This window comes from Mitsuaria sp. MSU3D, assembly GCF_056867975.1.
Genome location: NZ_CP200314.1, coordinates 5,245,426 through 5,267,523, shown reverse-complemented (window position 1 = coordinate 5,267,523; position 22,098 = coordinate 5,245,426). Strand labels below are relative to the sequence as shown.

The following is a 22,098-nucleotide window of genomic DNA, read 5'->3' as shown; positions in this document are numbered from 1 at the left end:
CACAACATCCCGCAAAGAGACTCACGCCCGTGCATCGCCAAGGCGGTTGCCGGAGCCTCCGGAATCCGCCCAGCAACAGGGCCCGCAAGCGCGAAAAGCCCCCCGCACGGCGGATTTCGCCGCATTGCTGGGGGCTGTCTCGACTGGTAGGCTTTTTGCTTGAGATGAAGGAGGAGCCGCGGCAAGACGGCTCCCGACACACGCGGGCTGGTACGAGCAGAGCTTGGCCGAGGATGTTTTCCTGGGCCGGAAAAACCAACGTAAAACGTTTGCGAGCTTGAGAAGTTCAAGACTTCGATAGACGAAAACGGTTGCGCGAAGAATCTGCCGACGGAGGGGCGGGAAGCCCTCCCCAGCTGCACCAGGGTTTCAGTTGTTAGTTCAGTTTGGTCTCGTCGCACAGGAGCGCAGGAATGAGTCAGAAGAATTGGTCCGGTTTCCGCAAAACCGCCTTGGCAGCCGCCGCGGCATTGGTCGCCGTCATGCCGGCCATGGCCCAGGAAGCCAAGAAGGACGCCGACACGTCCGCCGATGACGGCGCGCCGCGCGCCAAGGAAGACAAGGTCCGTCTGGGCACGATCACGATCGTGGGCAGCGGCGGCAAGCTGGCCGCCGGCCAGATGCTGAACGAGGACACGGCCAAGAGCCGTTCCACCGTCACCCGCGAGGCGATCGACAAGGACCGTGCCTCCGGCAACCCGTTCCAGGCGCTGGCCCTGCTGCCGGGCGTGAACACGTTCAACTACGACGGTACCGGCCTGTTCGGCGGCGGCCTGACGGTCCGCGGCTTCGGCTCCGACCAGATGGGCATGATCATCAACGGCGTGCCCGTCAACGACTCGGGCGGCTATGCCGTCTATCCGCAGGAATACGCGGACCAGGAAAACCTCTGCACCCAGTCGCTGGCGCAAGGCACCCCGGACGTGGACTCGCCCAATGCCGGCGCCACGGGCGGCAACATCACCGTCACCAGTTGCGACCCGGAAGACAAGCAACGCATCCGCGTCAGCCAGGGCTTCGGCGAACTGCGCTACATCCGCTCCTTCCTGCGCTACGACACCGGCCGCTTCCTCAACAACAGCGCCAAGGTGTTCATCAGCTACTCGCACACCGAGGCTGACAAGTGGAAGGGCGACGGCCAGGCCAAGAAGGACCACATCGACGCCGCGTTCCGCTGGGACCTCAATCAGGACAACGTGATCCTGGGCTCGGTCCTCTACAACCGCGCGATCAACAACAACATCAACAGCATCAGCCTGGCCCAGTTGCGGGCCAACGGCTACAACTTCGACTTCTCGACGAAGTTCCCCGGCCACCTGACCCCGGTGCGGGGCACGGCCCAGAACGAAGGCGCCACGGGTTACCTGCCCTCGCCGGCCTACTACAAGCTGGCCAACAACCCGTTCGAGAACGCGATCGTGTCCGTGTCGGGCTCGTTCAAGGTGGCCGAGAACACCTACCTGAAGGTCCAGCCCTACCTCTGGTACGGCTTCGGCAACGGTGGCGTGCAGCAGACCACGCTGGCGGAAACCAACACCTTCCTGAATCCGGCCACCGGCACCAAGGTCAGCCAGGATCTGAACGGTGACGGCGACACGCTCGACACCCTGATCATCGGCCGCGCCTCGGTGACCCGCACCGTGCGGCCCGGCATCACCACCGAAATCAACACGCAGCTGGGCGACCACGCGCTGAAGGCCGGTGTCTGGTTCGAGCGCGCCAATCACAAGCAGACCCAGCCGGGCGTGCGCGTGAGCGACGCCGGCGAGCTGTCCAGCGTCTGGCTGAACACCGACTACATCCTGCGTCCGGACGGCAGCCGCTATCAGGGCCGCGACTGGCAGACCATCAGCACTTCCGGCCAGTTCTACGCCAACGACAACTGGTCGTTCGCCGAAGACAAGGGCCTGCTGATGCTGGGCTTCCGCACCCCCTACGTGAAGCGTGACGTCAAGAACTTCGCCAACGAAGGCGTGACCGCGGACTACAACTTCCAGAAGTCCTTCAACGAGTTCCTGCCGCAGGTCGGCGTGCGCTACCAGCTCACGCCCAGCCAGCAGGTCTTCATGAACGTCGCGAAGAACTTCCGCGCGCCGCCGAACTTCGCGTTCACCGGCTCGAACGTGAACGTGAACGCCCAGAACGTCGCCAGCCTGCGCCTGGCACCGAAGGCCGAGACCTCGATCAACACCGACCTCGGCTACCGTTTCCAGACCAAGGACATCTCGCTGTCGGCGACGGTGTTCAACGTGGACTTCAAGGACCGCCAAGGCAACGCCTACGATCCGAACACGCTCAACAGCGTGTACACGAACATCGGTCGCGTGAAGACCCACGGCCTGGAAATGGAAGCCGGCACGGGCACGTTCAAGGGCTTCTCCGCCTACGCGTCGCTGACCGTGCAGAAGAGCAAGGTGAAGGACGACCTGCCGGTCTCCGTCGTCAATGGTCAGCAGGTCTTCCTGCCCACCAAGGGCAAGGAAATGACGCTGACGCCGGACATGATCCTGGCCGGCTCGGTGCAATACACCTACGGTCCGTTCTATGCCCGCCTGAAGGTCAAGCGCACCGGCAAGCAGCAGGCCACGCTGATGAATGACGAGGAAGTGCCGGCGTACTGGGTCGGCGACGTCGACGCCGGCTACAACTTCGGCAACGTCAAGGACTGGCTCAAGAACATCCAGCTGCGCCTGAACGTGAGCAACATCGGCAACGCCCAGTACCGCAACCCGAGCTCGGGCACGGTGGTCAATGCCGTGGCATATCGCGGACTCGGCGGCACGACCTACAACCAGAACGCCAACACGGTCTTCTACTACCTGGGCGCCCCGCGCTTCGTGTCAATGAACCTGAGCGCCGACTTCTAAGTCGTCGCACCGAAGCGGCTCCGGCCGCTCCGCACGAAAACCGCGCCCTTCCGGCGCGGTTTTTTTTCGTCCGGCCGCCGGCGGTACAGGCCCCGCCGCGAAGCGATGCCTGACCCTCTCCGGCCCATGAGCCTGACTCATACCTGCCACGCGCATTGACAATTGCAAACGCACGGAGCCCCTCGTAAGCTCCGCGCGCCAACGCCGCCATGAGTCCGACGCCCTCCGCCACCGCCGATTCCCTCGCGCCTGACCGCCCAGCGCCGGTACGCGCGGGCATGTCATCCGGGCCGCTGGGACTGGGCCTGGACGCCGGCGGCACACAGACACGCTGGGCCCTCGCCCGCCCCGACGGCACCCTGGTCGCACGCGGCGAGGTCGGCGGATTCACCGCGCTGCTGCTGGACACCAGCGCCGGCCGCGTCGTGCTGACGCAGACGCTGCAATCGCTCGCCGCCGCGGTGCTGTCGCATGCGGCGCCCGGCGCGCTGCACGGGCTTCAGGCCGGCATCACCGGACTCGGCGAACCGGACGGCCCCGCCGGTCGGCAGCTGCGGGCGCTGCTCGCGCAACAGCTGGGCCTGGCGCCGGCGCAGATCCAGTGCGACAGCGACATCGCCCAGGCCTGGCATGCGCTGTTCCGACCCGGCGAGGGGTACCTCGTCTACGCCGGCACCGGCGCGATCGCGGCCTTCATCGACGAGGCCGGCACGCTGCACCGCGCCGGCGGCCGCGGTCCGCTGCTGGGCGACGAAGGCGGCGGCCAGTGGATCGCGCGCGAGGCGCTCGCGCTGGTCTGGCGCCGCGAGGACGAATCACCCGGCGCCTGGAACGATTCTCGGCTCGCGCAGCATCTCTTCGACGAACTCGGCGGCGCCGACTGGCCGACGACGCGTGCCTTCATGTACGGCGGCGACAGCGCGGCACGCCGGGGCTCGATCGGCCGTTTGGCGCTGGCCGTCGCGCGCGCCGCGGCGGATGACGACGCCGACGCGCTGGCCCTGCTGCATCGCGCCGGCCGCGAACTCGCCCGGCTGCCGCTGGCGCTCGTGCGCCGTCTGGGCGTGCGTCCCGTCAGCGCCGCCGGACGTGTGCTGCAATTGCATCCCGCGATCGAATCAGGCCTGCGCGACGCCCTCCCGCAAGACCTGTCCCTCACCGTTCATCAACCCGACACCGCTTTGGCCGCCGCGAGGCGGGCCGCGCTCGCCTCATGAAAACCAAGCTCCTGACCCTCGCCGCCGCCGCGCTGCTGGCGGCCTGCGCCACGCCCACGAGCACGTTGCAGATCGATCGCACCCACGTCTCCGAGAACCAGGACAGCCGCGCGCAGTTCCTGATCCTCCATTACACGGTGCTCGACTTCGACAAGTCGATGAAGGTGCTGACCACCGGCGGCAAGGTCTCGGCCCACTACCTGGTGCAGGAGAAGCCCTCCAAGGTCTACCAGCTGGTCGACGAGAACCGCCGCGCCTGGCACGGCGGCGTCAGCTACTGGGGCGGCGCGACCAACCTGAACTCGGCCTCGATCGGCATCGAGATCGTGAACCCCGGCTTCACCGAGACGCCGATGGGCCGCGTCTACGCGCCGTATCCGCAGGAACAGATCGACGACGTGATCAAACTGGTCAAGGAGATCGTCGCGCGCCACGGCATCCGCTCGGACCGCATCCTCGGCCACAACGACATCGCACCGGGCCGCAAGCAGGACCCGGGTCCGGAGTTCCCGTGGAAGCAGCTCGCCGACGCCGGCCTGATCGCCTGGCCCGACGCGACGCAGGTCCAGATCAAGCAGGCGATCTACCAGGTCGGGCCGGTGCCGGACGCCGTCTGGTTCCAGAAGCGGCTCGCGCAAGTGGGCTATCAGACGCCGCAGACCGGGATGCTGGACACCGCCACGCGCGAGGTGATCAGCACCTTCCAGATGAAGTACCGGCCCGCCGACTTCTCCGGGAACATGGACGCCGAGACGGCCGCGCTGCTGGAGGTCGTCACGACGCCCGGCGGCCTGCTGATGAAGAAGCCGCTGCCGGCGGACAGCCGGCCGCGTTCAGAGTATTGATGGTTCCCCGCTGACCCCGTCCCCGCACGCCCGCCGCCGCCCGCCTTGCTGAACTTCCTCCTCCGCCGCCTGGCCTCGTTGCTGCCGACCCTGATCGGCGTGACGCTGGTCGCCTTCGGCCTCATCCGGCTGGTGCCGGGCGATCCGATCGCGATCATGATGGGCGAGCGCGCGCTCGACGACGCCACCCACGCGCGGCTGATGCACGAGCTCGGCCTGGACCAGCCGCTGTGGCGCCAGTACGCGGACTACGTCGGCGGGTTGCTGCACGGCGACCTGGGACGCTCGCTGGTCTCGCACGAGCCGGTGTCGCACGAGTTCCTCGCGCTCTTCCCGGCCACGGCGGAACTGGCGCTCTTCGCGCTGCTGCTGGCGATCGTGCTCGGCATGGCGCTGGGCACCGGCGCGGCGCTGCGACGCGGCTCGCTGCTGGACCAGGGCGTGATGGGCGTGGCGACGGTCGGCTACTCGATGCCGGTGTTCTGGTGGGGGCTGATCCTCATCATGTTCTTCTCGGTGGGCCTGGGCTGGACGCCGGTATCGGGCCGCATCGCGGTCGAGTACGACGTCCAGCGCGTCACCGGCTTCATGCTGATCGACGCGGCCTTGCACGACGAAGCAGGCGCGTGGCGATCGGCGCTGCGGCACCTGCTGCTGCCGGCGCTGGTGCTGGGCACCAGCACGATGGCGGTGATCGCGCGGATGACGCGCTCCAGCCTGCTGGAAGTGCTGCGCGAGGACTACATGCGCAGCGCCCGCGCGCGCGGCCTGTCGCCGGCGCGGGTGGTGCTGGTGCACGGCCTGCGCAACGCGCTGATCCCGGTGATCACGGTGATCGGATTGAAGGTCGGCAGCCTGCTGGCCGGCGCGGTGCTGACCGAGACCATCTTCAGCTGGCCCGGCATCGGCAAGTGGCTGATCGACGCGATCGCGCGGCGCGACTATCCGGTGGTGCAGGCGGGGATCCTGATCTCGGCCTGCACCTTCATCGCGGTCAACCTGCTGGTGGACCTGCTGTACGGCGTGGTGAACCCGCGCATCAGAAAATGAGCTCCCCAGTCGCTCCGCTCTTGCCCCCGAGGGGCGCAGTCCGCCTTGGGGCGGCCCGGCGGCGGACATGGCAGGGATGAGACGACCATGAGCGCCCTCCCCACCACCTCATCCGCCCCGGCGGCGGTCGCGCCGCCCGGCCCCTTCGCCGAGTTCTGGCGCGGCTTCAGCGCCAACCGCGGCGCGCTCGTCGCGCTGGTCGTCTTCACGCTGCTCGCGCTGGCGGCGCTGCTCGCGCCCTGGATCGCACCGCACGATCCCGTCCGGCAGTACCGCGAGCACATGCTGACGCCGCCGATCTGGATGGACGGCGGACAGACCCGTTTCCTGCTGGGCACCGACGAGCTCGGCCGCGACCTGCTCTCGCGGCTGCTGCACGGCGCGCGCGTGTCGCTGGGCATCGGCCTGGCGTCGGTCGTGCTGTCGCTGATCCCCGGCGTGCTGCTGGGATTGCTGGCGGCGTTCCATCAACGCCTGCTCGCCCCGGTCGTCATGCGCGTGATGGACGTGATGCTGGCGCTGCCGGGGCTGCTGCTGGCGATCTGCGTGATCACCGTGCTCGGCCCGGGGCTGACGAACACGGTGATCGCGATCGCCGTCGGCAGCCTGCCGGAGTACGTCCGGCTCACCCGCGCCGCGGCGCTGGCGGAGCTCGGCAAGGACTACGTGACCGCCAGCCGCGTGGCCGGCGCGTCGACCTGGCGGCTGATGTTCTCGGCAGTGCTGCCGAACTGCCTGGCGCCGCTGATCGTCAACGCGTCGCTGAGCTTCTCGGCGGCGATCCTCGAGGCGGCGGGCCTCGGCTTCCTCGGCCTGGGCGTGCAGGCGCCGATGGCGGAGTGGGGCACGATGCTCTCGTCCGCGCGCGACTACATCGTCCGCGCCCCGTGGGTGGTGACGCTGCCGGGACTGGCGATCCTGCTGTCGGTGCTCAGCGTCAACCTGATGGGCGACGGGCTGCGCGACGCGCTCGACCCCCGCCTGAAGAGGGTCTCGTGATGCTGGAGATCCGCGACCTGCGCGTGCGCTTCGGCGCGTTCCCGGCGGTGGACGGCGTCGACCTTGACGTCGCGCCGGGCGAGGTGCTGGGCATCGTCGGCGAGTCCGGCTCCGGCAAGTCCGTCAGCATGATGGCGCTGATGGGATTGATCGATCCGCCCGGACAGGTGAGCGCGACCGCGCTGCGCTTCCAGGGTCAGGACTTGCTGGGCATGAGCGCCTCGCAGCGGCGCCGGCTGATCGGCAAGGACATCGCGATGGTGTTCCAGGACGCGTTGGCGAGCCTCAACCCGAGCTACACCGTCGGCCACCAGCTCGAGGAAGTGTTGCGCGCCCACCTGGGCCTGCGCGGCGCCGCGGCGCGCCAGCGCGCGACGGAGCTGCTGGAGCAGGTCGAGATCCCCGACGCCGCGAGCCGGCTGAAGGCCTATCCGCACGAACTTTCCGGCGGCATGAACCAGCGCGTGATGATCGCGCTGGCGATCGCGTGCTCGCCGAAGCTGCTGATCGCCGACGAGCCGACGACGGCGCTCGACGTCACGATCCAGGCGCAGATCATGGACCTGCTGCTGCGCCTGCAGCGCGAGCAGGGCATGGCGCTGGTGATGATCACGCACGACCTGGCGGTGGTGGCGGAGATGGCGCAGCGCGTCGCCGTCATGTACGCGGGCCAGGTGGTGGAAACGGGCGCGTTGCCCGATGTCTTCGAGTCCCCGCAGCATCCGTACACGGCCGCGCTGATGGCGGCGATCCCGGAACACAACCGCGGCGCGCGCCGGCTGCAGGCGCTGCCGGGCATCGTGCCGGGTGCGCTGGACCGGCCGGCGGGATGCCTGTTCTCGCCGCGCTGCCCGCGCGTGCAGCCGCGCTGCCGCGCGGAGCGTCCGGAGGTCGTCGACGGTGTGCGCTGCTTCTATCCCTTGATCGAGGAGGCCACCGCATGAGCGCCGTGCCAGACAAGCCGGTCGCTGCCGATGCGGCACCGCTGCTGGTGGCGCGCGATCTCGCCCGGCACTACCGCGTGAGCCGCGGCTGGCTCGCGCCGAAGGCGACGGTGCGGGCGCTCGACGGCGTGAGCTTCTCGCTGTCGCCGGGCAAGACGCTGGCCGTGGTCGGCGAATCGGGCTGCGGCAAGTCCACGCTGGCGCGGGCGCTGACGCTGATCGAGACGCCGACCTCCGGCGACCTGCGGATCCATGGCCGCGACGCCGCCGACGCGTCGGCGCGCAAGGCCTTGCGGCGCGACGTGCAGATGGTGTTCCAGAACCCGTACGCCGCGCTGAATCCGCGCAAGACGATCGCCTCCACGCTGGCGGAGCCGCTGGTGATCAACACGTCGCTGAGCCGCGCCGAGCGGCAGGAGCGCATCGAGGCGCTGGCCGCGAAGGTGGGGCTGCGCCAGGAGCATCTGCAGCGTTACCCGCACATGTTCTCGGGCGGCCAACGCCAGCGCATCGCCATCGCGCGGGCGATGGTGATGCAACCAGGCATCGTCGTCGCCGACGAGCCGACGTCGGCACTGGACCTGTCGATCCAGGCGCAGATCCTGAATCTCTTCATGGACCTGCAGGAGGAGTTCGGGACCGGCTACGTGTTCATCTCGCACAACCTGGCGGTGGTGGAGCACGTGGCGGACGAGGTGATGGTGATGTACCTCGGCCGCGTGGTGGAGCACGGCGACAAGCGCCGTGTCTTCGCCAAGCCGCTGCACCCGTACACGCAGGCGCTGATCAGCGCCACCCCGGCGCTGCGCCCGGCGGATCGCCGCCAGCGCATCCGCATCCACGGCGAGCTGCCCAGCCCGCTGAAGCCGCCGACGGGATGCGCGTTCCATCAGCGCTGCCCGATGGCCGTCGCGCGCTGCGCCGAGGTGCGGCCGGAATTGCGGGAGATCGATGGGCGGCTTGTGGCCTGCGATGTGATTTGAGGACTGATCACATCGAATGGAAGGCGTGAAAGCGACCTGCGCTTTCGAGTCAGCAATTCGGCTGGTTGAGGTGATTGCGGGCGACATCGGACAGGCGTGAAATTGCTGCCCACCATTCGTTGGAGCCTCCTCCATGTCATTCCGTCTGCCCGAGACCGCCTGGCCAGCAACGGGCCGCCCGTGCCCTCCTCCTTCAAGCACCCCGCCCATAATCGACTCGCCCCAAGGAGCCGATATGGACACGATCGAACACGAGCTGATCGTCAGCCTGACTGAATTCAAGAAGCAGACGAGCAACGTCTTGGAAGCAGCGAAACATCGACCTATCACGGTGCTTCGCGGTGGCAAGCCTGCCTTCTACGTGATGGACCCGATCCTGTACGAAGCGGTCATGGATGACCTGGCCGATCAGGCCACCTACCGGAAGACCATTGAGCGACTTTCCGACAAGTCACCGCTGGTCGAGGTGGACTTTGACGACCTCTGAAGAAAAGCCGCTGAAAGGGCACCGCTATGGCATCCGCTTCCATGTGGACGCATGGCGGGAGTGGCTGAATCTGGACGGCTCCGTGCGGAAGCTTCTCAAAGGACTGCTCGGCAAGCGATTGAACAAGCCGCACGTGCCCGGGTCTGCGCTTCATGGAGAACTGGCAGGCTTCTACAAGATCAAGTTGCTCAAGCAAGGCATACGCCTGATCTATCGCGTCGAGGATGGCATCCTGATCGTGATCGTCTTCTGCATTGGGAAGCGGGAAGACGGCCTTGCCTATGCGCTCACGCTCTCCCGGATCAGGCAGGCCAACTGATTCCACATAACCCAGTGTTATGGTCCAACCCGCCCATTTCAGTTGTGACCTGGGGAGCGGCGTTTCCACAATGCGCCGGCTTGCCCTCCTCCCGATGCGCTCAGTCCTCCCCCTCTCGCTGGCTCTGCTCCTGTCCGCCGCATTCCCCGCCGCTCACGCGGCCGGCGCCGCCGCGGTCAAGCCGCTCGTGTACTGCACCGACGCCAGCCCCGAGGGCTTCGACCCGGGGTTATGGGATTCGGCCAGCACGAACAACGTCAACAACCAGATGTTCCAGGGGCTGGTCCGCTTCGAGCGCGGCGGCACCGCGCTGCAGCCGGCTCTCGCCACCCGCTGGACCATCAGCCCCGACGCCCGCGAATTCACCTTCACGCTGCGCGAGAACGTCCGCTTCCACACCCGCCCCTGGTTCACGCCGACGCGCGCGTTCAACGCCGACGACGTGCTCTTCACCTTCGGCCGTTTCCTCGACCGCGAGCACCCGTTCAACAAGGCCTTCCCCGCCAACTTCATCTATCCGCAGAACCTCGGCCTGGCCAATGCGATCGCGAAGATGGAGAAGCTCGACGACCGCACCGTCCGCTTCACGCTGGCGCAGCCCAACGTCACCTTCGTCACCTGGTTCGCGATGGCCTTCGCCGGCATCCAGTCGGCGGAGTACGGCCAGCAGCTGCTGCGCGACGGCAAGGCGTCGCAGATCAACCGCCTGCCCATCGGCACCGGTCCGTATCGCTTCCGCAGCTATGCGAAGGACGACGTCGTCCGCATGGAAGGCAACCCCGACTACTGGGGCGAGCCGCAGAAGACGCAGAAGCTGATCTTCAGCATCAGCCGCGAGGCCCCGGTCCGCGTGCAGAAGCTGCTCGCGGGCGAGTGCCAGATCACCTCGCCGCTGCGCGACATCGACGTGGCCGCGATCGACCGCCATCCGGAACGCATCAAGCTCGAGAAGATCCAGGCGCTCAACATCTCCTACCTGTCCTTCAACCTGCGCAAGGCGCCGACCGACAACCGGCTCGTGCGCGAGGCGCTGGACATCGCCGTCGACCGCGACGCGATCTTCCGCGCGTTGTTCCCGCGCGGCGACGCGATGCAGGCGGTGAATCCGTTCCCGCCTGCGATCCCCGGCTACAACCGGTCGATCAAGAACGAATACAACCCCGATCGCGCCAAGGCGCTGCTCAAGCAGGCCGGTTTCCCGAACGGGCTGGACCTCGACCTCTGGGCGCTGCCGGTCACGCGGCCCACCAATCCGAACGGCCAGCTGATGGCGCAGCTGATCCAGCAGGACTGGGCCCGCATCGGCGTGCGCGCGCAGATCCGCACCTACGAATGGGGCGAGTACCTCAAGCGCGCCAACGCCGGCGAACACACCGTCTACATGAGCGGCTGGTCCGGCGAGAGCGGCGACGCCGACGACTTCCTGACGCCCAACCTCAGCTGCGCGACCAACAAGTCCGGCGTGAAGTTCTGCAACCCCGAATTCGAACGCCTCATCGACGCCGCCCGCGCCACGGCCGATCAAGGCAAGCGGATCGCGCTCTACGAGAAGGCCCAGGAGATCTTCAAGCGCGAACGGCCATGGATCACGATGGCACACTCGACGGTGTACATCCCCACCAGCAAGGATTTGCGCGGCTTCAAGATGCAGCCGAACGGCGGGGTGGTCTTCGAGAACGTCTACCGTGAATAAGCCTCCCCTCCTTCTTAGCGCGCCGGCCCGAGCGCCGGGCCGCCCCACGCCGGGCCGGGCCCCCTCGGGGGGCCGGACGACGTACCCGTCGGACGGGGGGCCGGCATGAGGCTCCGTCACATTGAGGTCTTCCACGCGATCATGCAGGCCGGCACGATCAGCGGCGCCGCGCAGTTGCTGCACATCTCCCAGCCCGCCGTGACCAAGGTGCTGCAGCACTGCGAGCTGCAGCTCGGCATGCCGCTGTTCGACCGCGTCCGGGGCAAGCTCTACCCGACGCCGGAAGCGCAGCGGCTCTTCGTCGAGATCGACAAGCTCAACCGCGACCTCGTCGCGATCCGGCGCCTGGCTGCCAACCTGCGCAGCGGCGAATCCGAATCGCTGCGCCTGATGGCCACGCCGACGCTGGGCGCGTCGGTGATCCCCGCGGCGATGACGCACTGGGCGCAGGCCTTCCCGCGCAGCCGCTGCCAGCTCAGCACCAACCACACGCGCGAGATCGTCTCCGCGCTACTGCTCGGCGAGGCCGATCTCGCGCTCAGCCTGCAGGACCCGCGTCACCCCGGCATCAAGGCCGAGGTGCTGGCCAGCGGCACGATGATGGCGCTGTGTCCCATGCACAGCCCCGAGGCGCAAGGCACCGGCCCGCTGCCGCTGGAGGAGATCCAGTCCGAGCTGATCGCGATGGCCGAGGACGACCCGCTCGGCCACATGCTGCACAACGCCAGCGAGGCCGAGGGCCGCCACCTCGACAGCCGCATCACCGTCCAGACCTACCAGCTCGCCCGCGCGCTGGTGGAAGCCGGCGTCGGCATGACCGCCGTCGATCCCTTCACCGCCGCCTCGGCCGACCGCACCCGCGTGAAGGTCCGCCCGCTGGCGCCGTCGATGAGCATCCAGCTGTACCTGCTGACCTCCGCCAGCGCACCGCTGGCGCAAGCGGCGCGCCGGCTCGTCACCTACCTGCGGGATGCCGCCCGCGCCAACCTCGAGAGCCTGGAGTGACGCGCCGCAGCGCCTGCTCCCTTTCCACGCCTTGCTTCGCATGACCCCGGACGACGCCGCCACCGCCCCGCCACCGCCCATCCCCTGCGAGGAGATCGCCGCGCACACGGAGTTCCGCTCGCTGCTGACGATCCCCGGCATCGCGGTGGACCTGCGCTACGCGACGCCCGACAACTTCGTCGGCCGCAACGTCTACGGCGGACTGGACTGCGCCTACCTGCGCCGCGAGTCGGCGGATGCCGTTGCGCAAGCGGCCGCCTACCTTGGCCGCCACTGCCCCGGCGTGACGCTGGTCGTGCTGGACGCGCTGCGGCCGCAGCGCGTGCAGGAGGCGCTGTGGGCCGAACTCGAAGGCACGCCGCTGACCCGGTACCTCGCGCATCCGGCGCGGCGCTCGATCCATTCGTTCGGCATGGCGGTCGACGTCACGCTGCTCGACGCCGAGGGCCGCGAGCTCGACATGGGCACCGGCTTCGACGAGATGACGCCGGCCTCGCACCCCGAGTTCGAGGCCGAGCAGCTCGCCACCGGCGGCCTCACCGCCGACCAGCTCCGCCACCGCGGCTGGCTGCGCGCGGCGATGCGCCACGCCGGCTTCCAGACCATCAGCACCGAGTGGTGGCACTTCGACTTCGGCGACCGCGAACGCGTCCGCCGCGAGCTGCCGCTGGTGATCTGAGCGTCTTCCGGAGACTCCATGACCGCTTCCCGTCGCCAGATCCTGACCGGCGCCGCCACTGCGGCGGCCACCGCGCTCGGCGCGCTGCCAGCCGCACAAGCCCAGAAGGCCCTGCCCGAGCCGCTGCGCGCACGGCGGCTGAAGGTCGGTGACACGATCGGCCTCGTCAGCCCCGCCAACGCCACCTACGAGCGCGAGCCGCTGGAGATCGCCGTCGAGTCGCTCGAGGCGCTCGGCTTCAAGGTCAAGCTCGGCGCCAACGTGCGCGGGCGCTACGGCCAGTTCGGCGGCACCGACGTCCAGCGCGCGGCCGACATCAACGACTTCTTCGCCGACGACGACGTGGCCGGCATCCTGGCGCTGACCGGCGGCTCGGGCTGCAACCGCATCGTCGACAAGCTGAACTACGCGCTGATCCGCCGCAAGCCGAAGTTCTTCGGCGGCTTCTCGGACCTGACCAGCCTGGTCAACGCGATCCACCGGCAGACGGGGCTGATCACCTTCCATTGCCCGGTCGCGGGCTCGGAGTGGAACGAGTTCTCCCTCCAGCACTTCCGCGCCGTCGCGATGGACGCGCAGGCGGACCTGCTGCAGAACCCGCAGGGCGAGCGCGGCGCCAACCTGGTCCAGCGCGAGGACCGCATCAGCACGCTGCGTCCGGGCCTCGCGCGCGGGCCGCTGGTCGGCGGCAACCTGGCGGTGCTGAGCTCGCTGGCGGGCTCGCCCTTCTTCCCCGACACCCGCGGCGCGATCCTGTTCCTGGAAGAGGTCAACGAGTACATCTATCGCGTCGACCGCATGCTCTCGACGCTGCGCCTGTGCGGCGCGCTGGACCAGCTCGCCGGCGTCGTGCTGGGCAAGTTCACGCAGTGCGGACCGGGCGACGGCAACTTCGGCACGCTGACGCTGGACGAGGTCTTCGACGACTACTTCCTGCCGCTGAACGTGCCCGTCTACCGCGGCGCGATGATCGGCCACATCAAGCGCAAGTTCACCGTGCCGGTGGGCCAGCCCGCCGAGATGGACGCACGGGCCGGCACGCTGCGCCTGTTGTCGCCGGCGGTGCGCTGAAGGGTCGCGGATGACGCGGTGGGCCCAGCCCACTGACCGGGCGTCTCCACTCTTCCGAAAGGTGCTGTCATGGACCCGGCAGCTCCCGAATTCATCCCCGCGACACCGCCGGCCAGCCTGTGGGCGGACGGCACCGCGACCCCCGCCACAGCTGGCGTCTCAAGAACCCCTGATGAACTGGCGCAGGCTGCGCTCCATTGGGAAAGCACCTGGCGCATCGGGCTGCGGTGGGCCGCCGCGACGCTGACGACCGCCTATACGCCGCAGGTGCGAGAGGCGCTGCGGGGATGGGGACTGCACCTCGAGACCATGGCGAAAGGGGTGAAGGCGCGGGCGCAGGCCGGCAATGTGACGGGCATCGAAGAACGCCTCGCCCAGTTCGATCGGATCTGGTCCGCCAACCAGCGCATCCTCCTGAGCATCGGCAACAAGGATGGCCGGCCGATCGAACAGGTCGCCCAGGACCCCGCCCAGCAGGCGATGGTCTTTTTCCTGCACCACCGGAATGCGTTCTTCAACGCGTACGAGCAGGGCCGGTTCGACCCTGTGAGACAGCTGCCGCTGCCGGATCGCGACCAGTTCAACGCGCTCATGGACCGGTTGGAAAGCTGCAGCGATCCCGCCGTCGGCGGCGATGTCCTGCGCTTGCTCGATCGCTATCTGCCGCAGGCCAGTCGCGCCCCGTGGCGTCGCTTCTGACCCGTCACGCGGATCAGCGCCGCGCCACCCAGTCCACCAGCGCGTCGATCGCCGGACGCGCCTTGGCCGCCTGATCGTCGTTGACGATCGCGACCACGATCCAGGTCTTGCCGGTCGAGTCCGGCACGAAGCCGGCCAGCGCCACGACGTCGCGCAAGGTGCCGGTCTTCATCCGCGCGCGGCCCTCGGCCGCGGTGCCCTTCATGCGACGGACCAGCGTGCCGTCGACGCCCGCGACCGGCAAGGTGGCCAGCAACTCGGGGCCGTGCGCGCCGCGGGCCGACGCCTGCAGCATCGCCGCCAGCTGTGCCGCCGAGGCACGCTCGCTGCGCGACAGGCCGGAGCCGTTCTCCAGCGTCAGGCCGGTGGTGTCGATCTTCTGCGCGGCGAACCACTCGCGCACGACGCGTGCGGCGGCCTCGCGGGTGTCCTCGCCGGGCTGCGCCGCCGAGGCGCCGAGCCGCAGGAACAGCATCCGCGCCAGCGCGTTGTCCGAGGACTTCAGCACCGGCCGCAGCAGCTCGGCCAGCGGGCGGTCGCGGTGCTGCGCCAACACGCGGGCGCCTTCGGGCGTCGCGCCCTCGCGGATCTCGCCCGACAGCGTGCCGCCCAGCGAACCCCACAGCTGCCGCAGCGCCTGGGCCGTCTCCCACTGGCGGTCCAGCACGTTCAGCGATTGCGAGACCTGGCACCCGCGCGGGAACTCGCCGGCCAGCACCAGGCGTCCGCCGCCGTCGGGCAGCGCCTCGAAGCGCGACGGCTTCCAGCCGTCGTCCCAGTCCTTGCACGGCTTGTCGTTCAGCCGGACCGCGCTGGCGTCGATCGCGAGCCCGCCGAACTGCGGATACGGCCGCACCGTCAGGCCCCGGTCGTCGGACCAGAAGTCGTACTGCAGCAGGCTGCCGTTGAGGTGCAGCGCATCCGGAATGACGTTGTACGGGAACTCGGCCTGCTCGTCGAAACGCGGCGCGCCGATGTCGAGGCGCGCCGGGTTGAACAGGCCGCGATCGACGACGATGCCCCCGGCCAGGTCGCGCACGCCGTGGCGCTCGCGCACCTCGCGCAGCAACGCCCACAGCGCGGGCCAGTCGAGGTCCGCGTCGCCGCCGCCCTTGAGCACCAGCGGTCCGTCGAGGCGGCCGTCGCGCACCTCGCCCGCGGCCAGCAGCTGCGTCTGTCCCCGACTGTTGGGACCGAGCCGGTCCAGCGCCACCACCGCGGTGATCGTCTTCATCGTCGAGGCCGGCGCCATCGGCCGGTCCGCGTTCAGGCGCAGCCCGGTGCCCGGCGCGTCCAGCGGATAGGCCACCACCGCCAGCGACGACGCCGGCACGCCGGCCTGTCGCAGCGCGGTCTCGACCGGCGCGGGCGGGGTGTCGACGAAGGTGGCGCAGCCGCTCGTCGCGAGCGCGGCAACCAGGAGCACGAAGGCGGGGATCGATCGCATGAGCAGCGACTGTATATTCCCGGCCCCGCTGCATTCCCGCAGGTTATACGCGCGAGACAAGCATTCATCGGGACGGAAACAACAAATGGGTGACGTTCCTATGACGGTGAAAACCGCTCGTGCTTGAAGATCATTCACAGCTCGCAACACAGCACCCCAAGGGTCGGCCGCGCATCGGACGACCCCAGTCGTTGGAGGCGTTCCAGGACGCCGGTCCGGTTAACAAGGAGAAGGTCGTGAAACTGAATCAACTCGCCCGTTGCCTCGTCGTGGTGGGCCTGGGCGCCCATGCGGCGGCCTGGTCGCAGGAAGTCCAGAAGATCGAGCGGGTGGAGATCACCGGCTCGAGCATCAAGCGCATCCAGGACGAGGGCGCGCTGCCGGTGCAGACCATCTCGCGCCGCGACCTCGACCGCCAGGGCATCGTGTCGGCCGAGCAGCTGATCGCCACGCTCTCGTCCAACGGCAACGGCCTGGACAACCTGGCCTCCAACGCGGACGTGGTCTCGGGCCAGTCCCGCGGCAACAACGGCGCGACCTCCGCCAACCTGCGCCTGCAGGGCGCCAACGCGACGCTGATCCTGCTGAACGGCCGCCGCATCGCGGCGCACGGCCTCAACGGCGGCGTCGTCGACCTGAACCAGATCCCGATGGCCGCGATCGAGCGCGTCGAGGTGCTGAAGGACGGCGCCTCGTCGACCTACGGCACCGACGCCGTCGGCGGCGTCATCAACTTCATCCTGCGCAAGGACTACACCGGCCTGACCGTCAGCGGCTTCACCGACGTGACGCAGCACGGCGGCGGCAACATCTACCGCGGCTCGGTGACGGGCGGCGTGGGCAACATCGACAAGGACGGCTTCAACGTCATGGCCGTGCTGTCCATGACGGACAACAAGCGCCTGGACGGCTCGCAGCGCGACTTCGTCAACAGCTTCCAGCCCGAGCGCGGCCTGTCCCCGGACACGCGCGGCACGCCGTTCGCGACGGTCTTCTTCTCGCCCACGATCACGCCGCCGGTCTACAACGGCGCCACCCTCACCAGCGCCAACATCCTGGACCTGCCGGGCGGCGCGGGTTGCGCCTCGCAACCCGGCATGGCGCCTTACGCCGAGAAGCTGTGGAACTCCGCCGCCGCGTCGCCGGCCAACCAGTTCGGTTGCGCCTGGGACTCGGGCAAGGCGGCGGTGATCCAGCAGCCGGTGAAGAACACCAACCTGGTCACGCGCGGCATGCTCAAGCTGGGCGAGCACACGCTGACCGGCGAGGTGCTGCTGGGCAAGTCGGAGTCGCAGAAGATCTTCTCCGCCAACCAGATCAGCAGCGGCAGCGCCACGGCGACGATCGGCCTGCCCAACGGCACGGCGGTGCCGAGCCCGTTCCGCAGCCTGGCCTATCCGTCGTCCGGCGCCAGCTACCAGACCGTGTGGAACGCGCTGGTCGGCGCCTTCCCGTCGCTGGCCTCGCAGGCCGGCAAGCCGCTGGCCTTCCGCTGGCGCTGCATGGAGTGCGGCTCGCGTGAATTCGAGACCACCACCGACACCGGCCGCTACCTGGTGAGCATGGACGGCCCGCTGCCCTTCCTCAAGGACTGGGACTACAAGGTCGGCGCGTCGCAGGCGTTCAGCAAGAGCAACTCGGTGCTGGGCACCGGCTACCAGAACTGGGTCGGCCTGGCCAACCTGATCAACACGGGCGTGCTCAATCCCTTCCTGCTGGCCGGCCAGTCGCAGACGCCGGCCGCGCTGGCGGCGCTGGACGCGATCTCGGCGGAAGGCACCAAGCTCTACGGCGGCAAGTACACGACCGACGAGTACGACGCGACGGCGTCCGGCCCGCTGTTCAAGCTGCCGGCCGGCGACGTGATGGGCGCGGTGGGCGTGGACTACCGGATCGAGAAGTACCGCTTCGACGGCAACCAGACGGTCAACACCAACGACATCAACACCTGGATCTTCAACGCGCCGTTCGACAACGTGAACGCGCTGAACGGCGTGAAGCGCAAGGTGGGCGCGATCTTCGGCGAGACCATCATCCCGATCGTCAAGAACCTGGACCTGAACCTCTCGGTGCGCTACGACAAGTACACCGGCTTCGGCAGCACGACCAACCCGAAGGCCTCGATCCGCTACGCGCCGATCGACAGCCTGGTGTTCCGCGCGTCGTACAGCACCGGCTTCCGCGTGCCGACCTTCAACCAGCTGTTCAACGGCGTGACCGAGTCGCCGTACACCGGCGCCGGCGTGCCGGACCCGTCGACCTGCCCGACCAACGTGGTCAGCAACGCACCGGGCTGCCAGGCGGTCACCTTCAACACGCTGTTCGGCGGTCGCTCGGACCTGAAGCCGGAAGAGTCGAAGATGTCCAACATCGGCTTCGTGTGGCAGCCGGTGAAGGACTTCAGCGCCTCGGTCGACCTGTGGGACATCCGTCGTGACGGCCAGATCCAGAGCCTGACGCTGACGCAGATCCTGAACAACTACCAGCTGTTCCCGCAGGCCTTCCAGCGCGACGCCAACGGCGTGCTGCAGACGGTGGACACCCGTTGGGTGAACACCGGCGAGACGCAGACGCGCGGGCTGGAGCTGTCGATGCGCGGCAGCACGCCGATGAACGGCGGCCGCCTGAGCGCGGGGCTGGACGGCACCTACCTGCTGAAGAAGCGCTCCAAGCTGCTGGACAACGTGGCCTTCGGCCCGAGCGAGATCGGCCAGTTCACGCGGTCGAGCGAGCTGGGCATCCGCTGGAAGCACAGCGCGTACATCACCTACACGTATGGCGACTGGGCCTGGTCGCTGCGCCAGCAGTACAGCACCGGCTACTACGGCTATGTCCCGCCGGGCGTGGCCAACGGCAACGCGTCGGCGCCGGCCTTCGATCCGTGGGTCAAGCCGTACTACCTGCACCACGCGAGCGTGGCCTACAGCGGCATCAAGAACCTGACGGTCACCGTGGGCGTGAAGAACATCTTCGACCAGGACCCGCCGTTCGCGAACAGCTACGACACGAACACCGGTTCGGGCAGCTCGTGGGAGCCGCGTGTGGCCGACCCGCGCGGACGTTCGTTCACGCTGGGCCTGGACTACAAGTTCTTCTGATCAAGCACTGTCTGCCGCCTCGCGCGGCGGGCCTTCGGACACCAAGCCCGCCGGGAGACCGGCGGGCTTTTTCGTGATGCCGCCGAGTGCACGGGAACTCAGGGGAAAAACGTTCCTCATGCCCTGTTCCCGGATCGTGTGCAGCAGTCGGAGGACGGGTCCGGTGGGTCGGGTCATTCCCTGCTCATAGCGGCGCAGCAGACGCGCCGTCGTGTTGAGCATGTTGGCGAAGACATAGAGGTTCAGATCCTCCTCCTCCCGGATGGCGCGGACCTCCTCGGGCGTCAGGTCCCCAGGAGGCGCTATGCCGCCCCATCCCAGACGCTGCATGTGTTCGTCGCTCATCAGCCCGAGAGCGTGCATGCCTCGTCCGGTCTTCACCATTCGGTCAATCGAGTCGTACTTGCGCTTGCGCATCACAGTTCACCTCTTTCAAGAATCCTGAGTTGATGGCGGTTTCAAGATGGCCTGCGTCCATTGCGGAAAGGAAAACACTCATGGTCCTGCAGTTATGCAACTGCTGCTCATCCATGTTTGCGACGACGTTCTTGGCGTAGCCCTCAATGAAGAACCACGGAGCGCCTTGTCGATGGGTCACGATCACGCGATACCCATCGCGCTTGCCGGCCCCGGATCGTGCGATCCGCTTCTTGAAGAGTCCACTACCGAGATTTGCATCGATCAGTCCGCGTTCCATTTCCGCCACGGCGCGGCAGAGGTCGGCGTCTCTGCATGGCCGGCTTGCGCATCCAACGTTGAATGCCTTCGACCAGATAGACGGCATGCGCCACATCGACCTCCTCGCACTGTTGCGAGAGGAGTGAGTGACAGGTCATGCCCGGGACTGATTCGTCCTGAAGTCGGCCCTCCGATGGGGGAGATCCCGTCGTGTGGCGCCCGCGCCGCGCATTCCAATTTCTTGACGGAATCGGAGTGGTTGTCATCGGCGCGAGAACAAGATGCTCGACACGCTTCGTCGTCAACCGGTCTATCGCATCGTCAAGACCAATCCGCCCTCGGGTCTCGACTTCCGCACGCATGCGGAACTCGGCATCGCCACGAAGGCAGATCCGTGTCGCCGACAAGCACTCTCGGTCTTCTCGTCCTGGCGAGAAGCACGACATCGCCAGATGAGCTCACCCCATCTCGGCGCTCACATTGCTATGGCGACGCTGACGCCCCTGCACGGCCCGATCAGTCGCCCCCACACCAGCGGCCACATGGACTGGTGGCCATTCAACGACATGCTGGATGCCAACGATTTCGAGGTGACCGCCCATGACCATTGATCTCGACCTCGCCGCCAAACTTCCCGATGGATTGCTTCCGATCCCGCTCATCGAAGAACGCGTGCTGTACGAAGCCGAGCAACCCATCGTCTATCTGACGCGCAACAGTCATCGCCAGATCATGCTGGCCTATCTGGCAGGCGAGGACGCGCACTTCCGCTTCACGCTGCTGGCGCCAATCTCGGGGCGTGATCTGCGCCTGCTCGAGCAAGGACAATTGAGCATCCGTGATGCATTGACCGGCACCTGGATGTGGCTCCTGCGAGAGAGTCAGCTGACGGGCGAGTTTGGGCTCTGGGCAGTGAGCATCGATCAGATGCTGCGAGACCATCTCCCCGCACCGGGCACCCCGCTGCTGCCGGAACACGACTTGATCGAGTCGTCAAACGCGCCAGGAACTCATCGCACTTCGGTGGTGGCGCCCGCTGGTGCCACGGTGATCTGGGGCGTGCCGTCGCTCAAGCCCTGAGCGTTCTTTCGACCGGATCCAAAGTCACCGCCACGCCGATCGGCAATGGCAGGTTGGGCGTCGTATGGCCGCTCGGCCAGCCGGCGAGGACCGGGATGCCGAGGTCGCCGAAGTAGTCGGCGAGCACCTCGTCGGGCGTGTCGGCATCGGTGAAGCTGCCGAGCAGCACACCGGCGATGTCGTCGAACACGCCGCCCAGACGCAGCTGGCACAGCAGGCGATCGATCTTGTACGGGTCCTCGCCGATGTCCTCGAGGAACAGGATCGCGCCGCGCAGGTCCGGCATGAACGGCGTGCCCATCAGCGCGACGAGCACCGCCAGGTTGCCGCCGCTCAGCAGGCCGCGCACCGCCGTCGAGCCGCGATTCAGCGGATGGGGCGCGAGCGTAGGGCCGATAGCGTCACCTGCACGAAGCCCGCGGCGCAGCCGCTCGGCCAGCGCGACGGCATCGGCCCAGCCGGCGTCGCCCTTGTGCCAGTCCGAGGCCGGCATCGGCGCGTGCCAGCCGGCGACACCCAGTTGCTGTCGCAGCGCGTGCAGCGCGGTGAGATCGCTGTAGCCGATCAGCGGCTTCGGTGATCGACGCAGCAGCGCGCGATCGATGCGGTCGAGCAGGCGCAGGCAGCCGTAGCCGCCGCGCAGGCCGATCACCGCGTCGACCTGGCGGTCGTCCAGCGCTTCATGCAGGTCGGCCAGCCGTCGCCCATCGTCCGCCGCAAGATGACCGAGGAACGCCGGTCCATGGCAGCTCGGGAAGAGCTTGGCGCGAAAACCCAGCCGCTCGATCAGCGGCACCACGAGGTCGAGCGTGCCGTCCCGCGGCGGTCCGGCGGGCGCGATCACGCCGAGGCAGGCGCGCTCGGGCAGCGGAGGCAGCAGGAAGGTATCTTCAGCCATGAGCAGCGTTGAGGAACATCGGCGGCGCGCGCCAGGAAC

Annotated in this window: 21 protein-coding genes; 17 read left to right on the top strand and 4 right to left on the bottom strand. The window is 68.1% G+C overall.

What is annotated here, in order from left to right; genetic code table 11:
- Window positions 1-413: 413 nt before the first annotated feature.
- The 14 genes from AC1VNM_RS23195 to AC1VNM_RS23130 all read left to right on the top strand — a co-directional run bounded on the left by AC1VNM_RS23195 (window position 414) and on the right by AC1VNM_RS23130 (window position 14,858).
- Window positions 414-2,867, top strand: a complete 2,454-nt coding sequence (locus AC1VNM_RS23195; protein ID WP_483108457.1) for a TonB-dependent receptor — start codon at window positions 414-416, stop codon at window positions 2,865-2,867.
- A 278-nt stretch (window positions 2,868-3,145) separates the two neighbouring features.
- Window positions 3,146-4,084 carry an N-acetylglucosamine kinase gene (locus tag AC1VNM_RS23190; RefSeq protein WP_483108456.1) on the top strand — a complete coding sequence of 313 codons (939 nt, stop codon included), beginning with the start codon at window positions 3,146-3,148 and terminating at the stop codon, window positions 4,082-4,084.
- Window positions 4,081-4,929, top strand: coding sequence for an N-acetylmuramoyl-L-alanine amidase (locus tag AC1VNM_RS23185; protein ID WP_377158555.1), 849 nt, complete (start codon window positions 4,081-4,083; stop codon window positions 4,927-4,929). The genes AC1VNM_RS23190 and AC1VNM_RS23185 overlap by 4 nt, the downstream gene beginning before the upstream one ends.
- Window positions 4,930-4,974: 45 nt before the next feature.
- Window positions 4,975-5,979: an ABC transporter permease subunit gene (locus AC1VNM_RS23180; protein WP_431101098.1), complete on the top strand. Its 1,005-nt coding sequence runs from the start codon at window positions 4,975-4,977 to the stop codon at window positions 5,977-5,979.
- An 87-nt stretch (window positions 5,980-6,066) separates the two neighbouring features.
- Entirely contained in the window at window positions 6,067-6,978 is a 912-nt protein-coding gene (locus AC1VNM_RS23175) for an ABC transporter permease subunit (protein ID WP_483108455.1), read from the top strand.
- Window positions 6,978-7,922: an ABC transporter ATP-binding protein gene (locus AC1VNM_RS23170; RefSeq protein WP_483108454.1), complete on the top strand. Its 945-nt coding sequence runs from the start codon at window positions 6,978-6,980 to the stop codon at window positions 7,920-7,922. The genes AC1VNM_RS23175 and AC1VNM_RS23170 overlap by 1 nt, the downstream gene beginning before the upstream one ends.
- Window positions 7,919-8,905 carry a peptide ABC transporter ATP-binding protein gene (locus tag AC1VNM_RS23165; protein ID WP_483108453.1) on the top strand — a complete coding sequence of 329 codons (987 nt, stop codon included), beginning with the start codon at window positions 7,919-7,921 and terminating at the stop codon, window positions 8,903-8,905. Before AC1VNM_RS23170 ends, AC1VNM_RS23165 begins: the two co-directional genes overlap by 4 nt.
- A gap of 235 nt (window positions 8,906-9,140) precedes the next feature.
- A complete protein-coding gene (locus tag AC1VNM_RS23160; RefSeq protein WP_483108452.1) occupies window positions 9,141-9,392 on the top strand; it encodes a type II toxin-antitoxin system prevent-host-death family antitoxin in 252 nt (83 codons plus the stop codon).
- Window positions 9,379-9,711 (top strand): type II toxin-antitoxin system RelE family toxin, encoded by a 333-nt coding sequence (locus tag AC1VNM_RS23155; protein WP_483108451.1) that lies wholly within the window; start codon window positions 9,379-9,381, stop codon window positions 9,709-9,711. Before AC1VNM_RS23160 ends, AC1VNM_RS23155 begins: the two co-directional genes overlap by 14 nt.
- A 94-nt stretch (window positions 9,712-9,805) precedes the next feature.
- The gene (locus AC1VNM_RS23150; RefSeq protein ID WP_483108450.1) at window positions 9,806-11,404 is read left to right on the top strand and encodes an ABC transporter substrate-binding protein; all 1,599 of its coding nucleotides are present in this window, start codon (window positions 9,806-9,808) and stop codon (window positions 11,402-11,404) included.
- A 105-nt stretch (window positions 11,405-11,509) separates the two neighbouring features.
- Window positions 11,510-12,409, top strand: a complete 900-nt coding sequence (locus AC1VNM_RS23145) for a LysR family transcriptional regulator (protein WP_431101093.1) — start codon at window positions 11,510-11,512, stop codon at window positions 12,407-12,409.
- A 40-nt stretch (window positions 12,410-12,449) separates the two neighbouring features.
- Window positions 12,450-13,088, top strand: a complete 639-nt coding sequence (locus AC1VNM_RS23140; RefSeq protein ID WP_483108449.1) for a M15 family metallopeptidase — start codon at window positions 12,450-12,452, stop codon at window positions 13,086-13,088.
- An 18-nt stretch (window positions 13,089-13,106) separates the two neighbouring features.
- The gene (locus AC1VNM_RS23135) at window positions 13,107-14,159 is read left to right on the top strand and encodes a S66 peptidase family protein (RefSeq protein WP_377158566.1); all 1,053 of its coding nucleotides are present in this window, start codon (window positions 13,107-13,109) and stop codon (window positions 14,157-14,159) included.
- 69 nt (window positions 14,160-14,228) lie between these two features.
- Window positions 14,229-14,858, top strand: a complete 630-nt coding sequence (locus AC1VNM_RS23130) for a hypothetical protein (protein ID WP_377158568.1) — start codon at window positions 14,229-14,231, stop codon at window positions 14,856-14,858.
- A gap of 13 nt (window positions 14,859-14,871) precedes the next feature.
- Here the strand turns inward: AC1VNM_RS23130 and dacB are convergent, their stop codons facing one another.
- On the bottom strand, window positions 14,872-16,305 hold the full coding sequence (dacB, locus tag AC1VNM_RS23125) for a D-alanyl-D-alanine carboxypeptidase/D-alanyl-D-alanine endopeptidase (protein WP_483108448.1): 1,434 nt from the start codon (window positions 16,303-16,305) through the stop codon (window positions 14,872-14,874).
- Between the two features lie 236 nt (window positions 16,306-16,541).
- On the opposite strand from dacB, the gene AC1VNM_RS23120 reads away from it, so the two are divergent.
- Window positions 16,542-19,403: a TonB-dependent receptor domain-containing protein gene (locus AC1VNM_RS23120; RefSeq protein WP_483108447.1), complete on the top strand. Its 2,862-nt coding sequence runs from the start codon at window positions 16,542-16,544 to the stop codon at window positions 19,401-19,403.
- Here the strand turns inward: AC1VNM_RS23120 and AC1VNM_RS23115 are convergent, their stop codons facing one another.
- The gene (locus tag AC1VNM_RS23115; protein ID WP_483108446.1) at window positions 19,404-19,820 is read right to left on the bottom strand and encodes a helix-turn-helix domain-containing protein; all 417 of its coding nucleotides are present in this window, start codon (window positions 19,818-19,820) and stop codon (window positions 19,404-19,406) included.
- Entirely contained in the window at window positions 19,792-20,196 is a 405-nt protein-coding gene (locus AC1VNM_RS23110) for a type II toxin-antitoxin system RelE/ParE family toxin (protein WP_483108445.1), read from the bottom strand. Before AC1VNM_RS23110 ends, AC1VNM_RS23115 begins: the two co-directional genes overlap by 29 nt.
- 166 nt (window positions 20,197-20,362) lie before the next feature.
- On the opposite strand from AC1VNM_RS23110, the gene AC1VNM_RS23105 reads away from it, so the two are divergent.
- Window positions 20,363-20,692, top strand: coding sequence for a hypothetical protein (locus AC1VNM_RS23105; RefSeq protein WP_377158576.1), 330 nt, complete (start codon window positions 20,363-20,365; stop codon window positions 20,690-20,692).
- On the top strand, window positions 20,682-21,161 hold the full coding sequence (locus AC1VNM_RS23100; protein ID WP_483108444.1) for a hypothetical protein: 480 nt from the start codon (window positions 20,682-20,684) through the stop codon (window positions 21,159-21,161). Before AC1VNM_RS23105 ends, AC1VNM_RS23100 begins: the two co-directional genes overlap by 11 nt.
- Here the strand turns inward: AC1VNM_RS23100 and AC1VNM_RS23095 are convergent.
- Window positions 21,151-22,059 carry a S66 peptidase family protein gene (locus AC1VNM_RS23095; RefSeq protein WP_483108443.1) on the bottom strand — a complete coding sequence of 303 codons (909 nt, stop codon included), beginning with the start codon at window positions 22,057-22,059 and terminating at the stop codon, window positions 21,151-21,153. The two genes, AC1VNM_RS23100 and AC1VNM_RS23095, sit on opposite strands and share 11 nt — an antisense overlap.
- Between the last annotated feature and the right edge of the window lie 39 nt (window positions 22,060-22,098).

Bases quoted from the DNA above. Each gene is read 5' to 3' on its own strand.
- AC1VNM_RS23195 (WP_483108457.1), top strand. From the start codon at position 414: ATGAGTCAGAAGAATTGGTCCGGTTTCCGCAAAACCGCCTTGGCAGCC.
- AC1VNM_RS23190 (WP_483108456.1), top strand. From the start codon at position 3,146: ATGTCATCCGGGCCGCTGGGACTGGGCCTGGACGCCGGCGGCACACAG.
- AC1VNM_RS23185 (WP_377158555.1), top strand. From the start codon at position 4,081: ATGAAAACCAAGCTCCTGACCCTCGCCGCCGCCGCGCTGCTGGCGGCC.
- AC1VNM_RS23175 (WP_483108455.1), top strand. From the start codon at position 6,067: ATGAGCGCCCTCCCCACCACCTCATCCGCCCCGGCGGCGGTCGCGCCG.
- AC1VNM_RS23170 (WP_483108454.1), top strand. From the start codon at position 6,978: ATGCTGGAGATCCGCGACCTGCGCGTGCGCTTCGGCGCGTTCCCGGCG.
- AC1VNM_RS23165 (WP_483108453.1), top strand. From the start codon at position 7,919: ATGAGCGCCGTGCCAGACAAGCCGGTCGCTGCCGATGCGGCACCGCTG.
- AC1VNM_RS23160 (WP_483108452.1), top strand. From the start codon at position 9,141: ATGGACACGATCGAACACGAGCTGATCGTCAGCCTGACTGAATTCAAG.
- AC1VNM_RS23150 (WP_483108450.1), top strand. From the start codon at position 9,806: ATGCGCTCAGTCCTCCCCCTCTCGCTGGCTCTGCTCCTGTCCGCCGCA.
- AC1VNM_RS23145 (WP_431101093.1), top strand. From the start codon at position 11,510: ATGAGGCTCCGTCACATTGAGGTCTTCCACGCGATCATGCAGGCCGGC.
- AC1VNM_RS23140 (WP_483108449.1), top strand. From the start codon at position 12,450: ATGACCCCGGACGACGCCGCCACCGCCCCGCCACCGCCCATCCCCTGC.
- AC1VNM_RS23135 (WP_377158566.1), top strand. From the start codon at position 13,107: ATGACCGCTTCCCGTCGCCAGATCCTGACCGGCGCCGCCACTGCGGCG.
- AC1VNM_RS23130 (WP_377158568.1), top strand. From the start codon at position 14,229: ATGGACCCGGCAGCTCCCGAATTCATCCCCGCGACACCGCCGGCCAGC.
- dacB (WP_483108448.1), bottom strand. From the start codon at position 16,305: ATGCGATCGATCCCCGCCTTCGTGCTCCTGGTTGCCGCGCTCGCGACG.
- AC1VNM_RS23115 (WP_483108446.1), bottom strand. From the start codon at position 19,820: ATGCGCAAGCGCAAGTACGACTCGATTGACCGAATGGTGAAGACCGGA.
- AC1VNM_RS23110 (WP_483108445.1), bottom strand. From the start codon at position 20,196: ATGTGGCGCATGCCGTCTATCTGGTCGAAGGCATTCAACGTTGGATGC.
- AC1VNM_RS23105 (WP_377158576.1), top strand. From the start codon at position 20,363: ATGCTCGACACGCTTCGTCGTCAACCGGTCTATCGCATCGTCAAGACC.
- AC1VNM_RS23100 (WP_483108444.1), top strand. From the start codon at position 20,682: ATGACCATTGATCTCGACCTCGCCGCCAAACTTCCCGATGGATTGCTT.
- AC1VNM_RS23095 (WP_483108443.1), bottom strand. From the start codon at position 22,059: ATGGCTGAAGATACCTTCCTGCTGCCTCCGCTGCCCGAGCGCGCCTGC.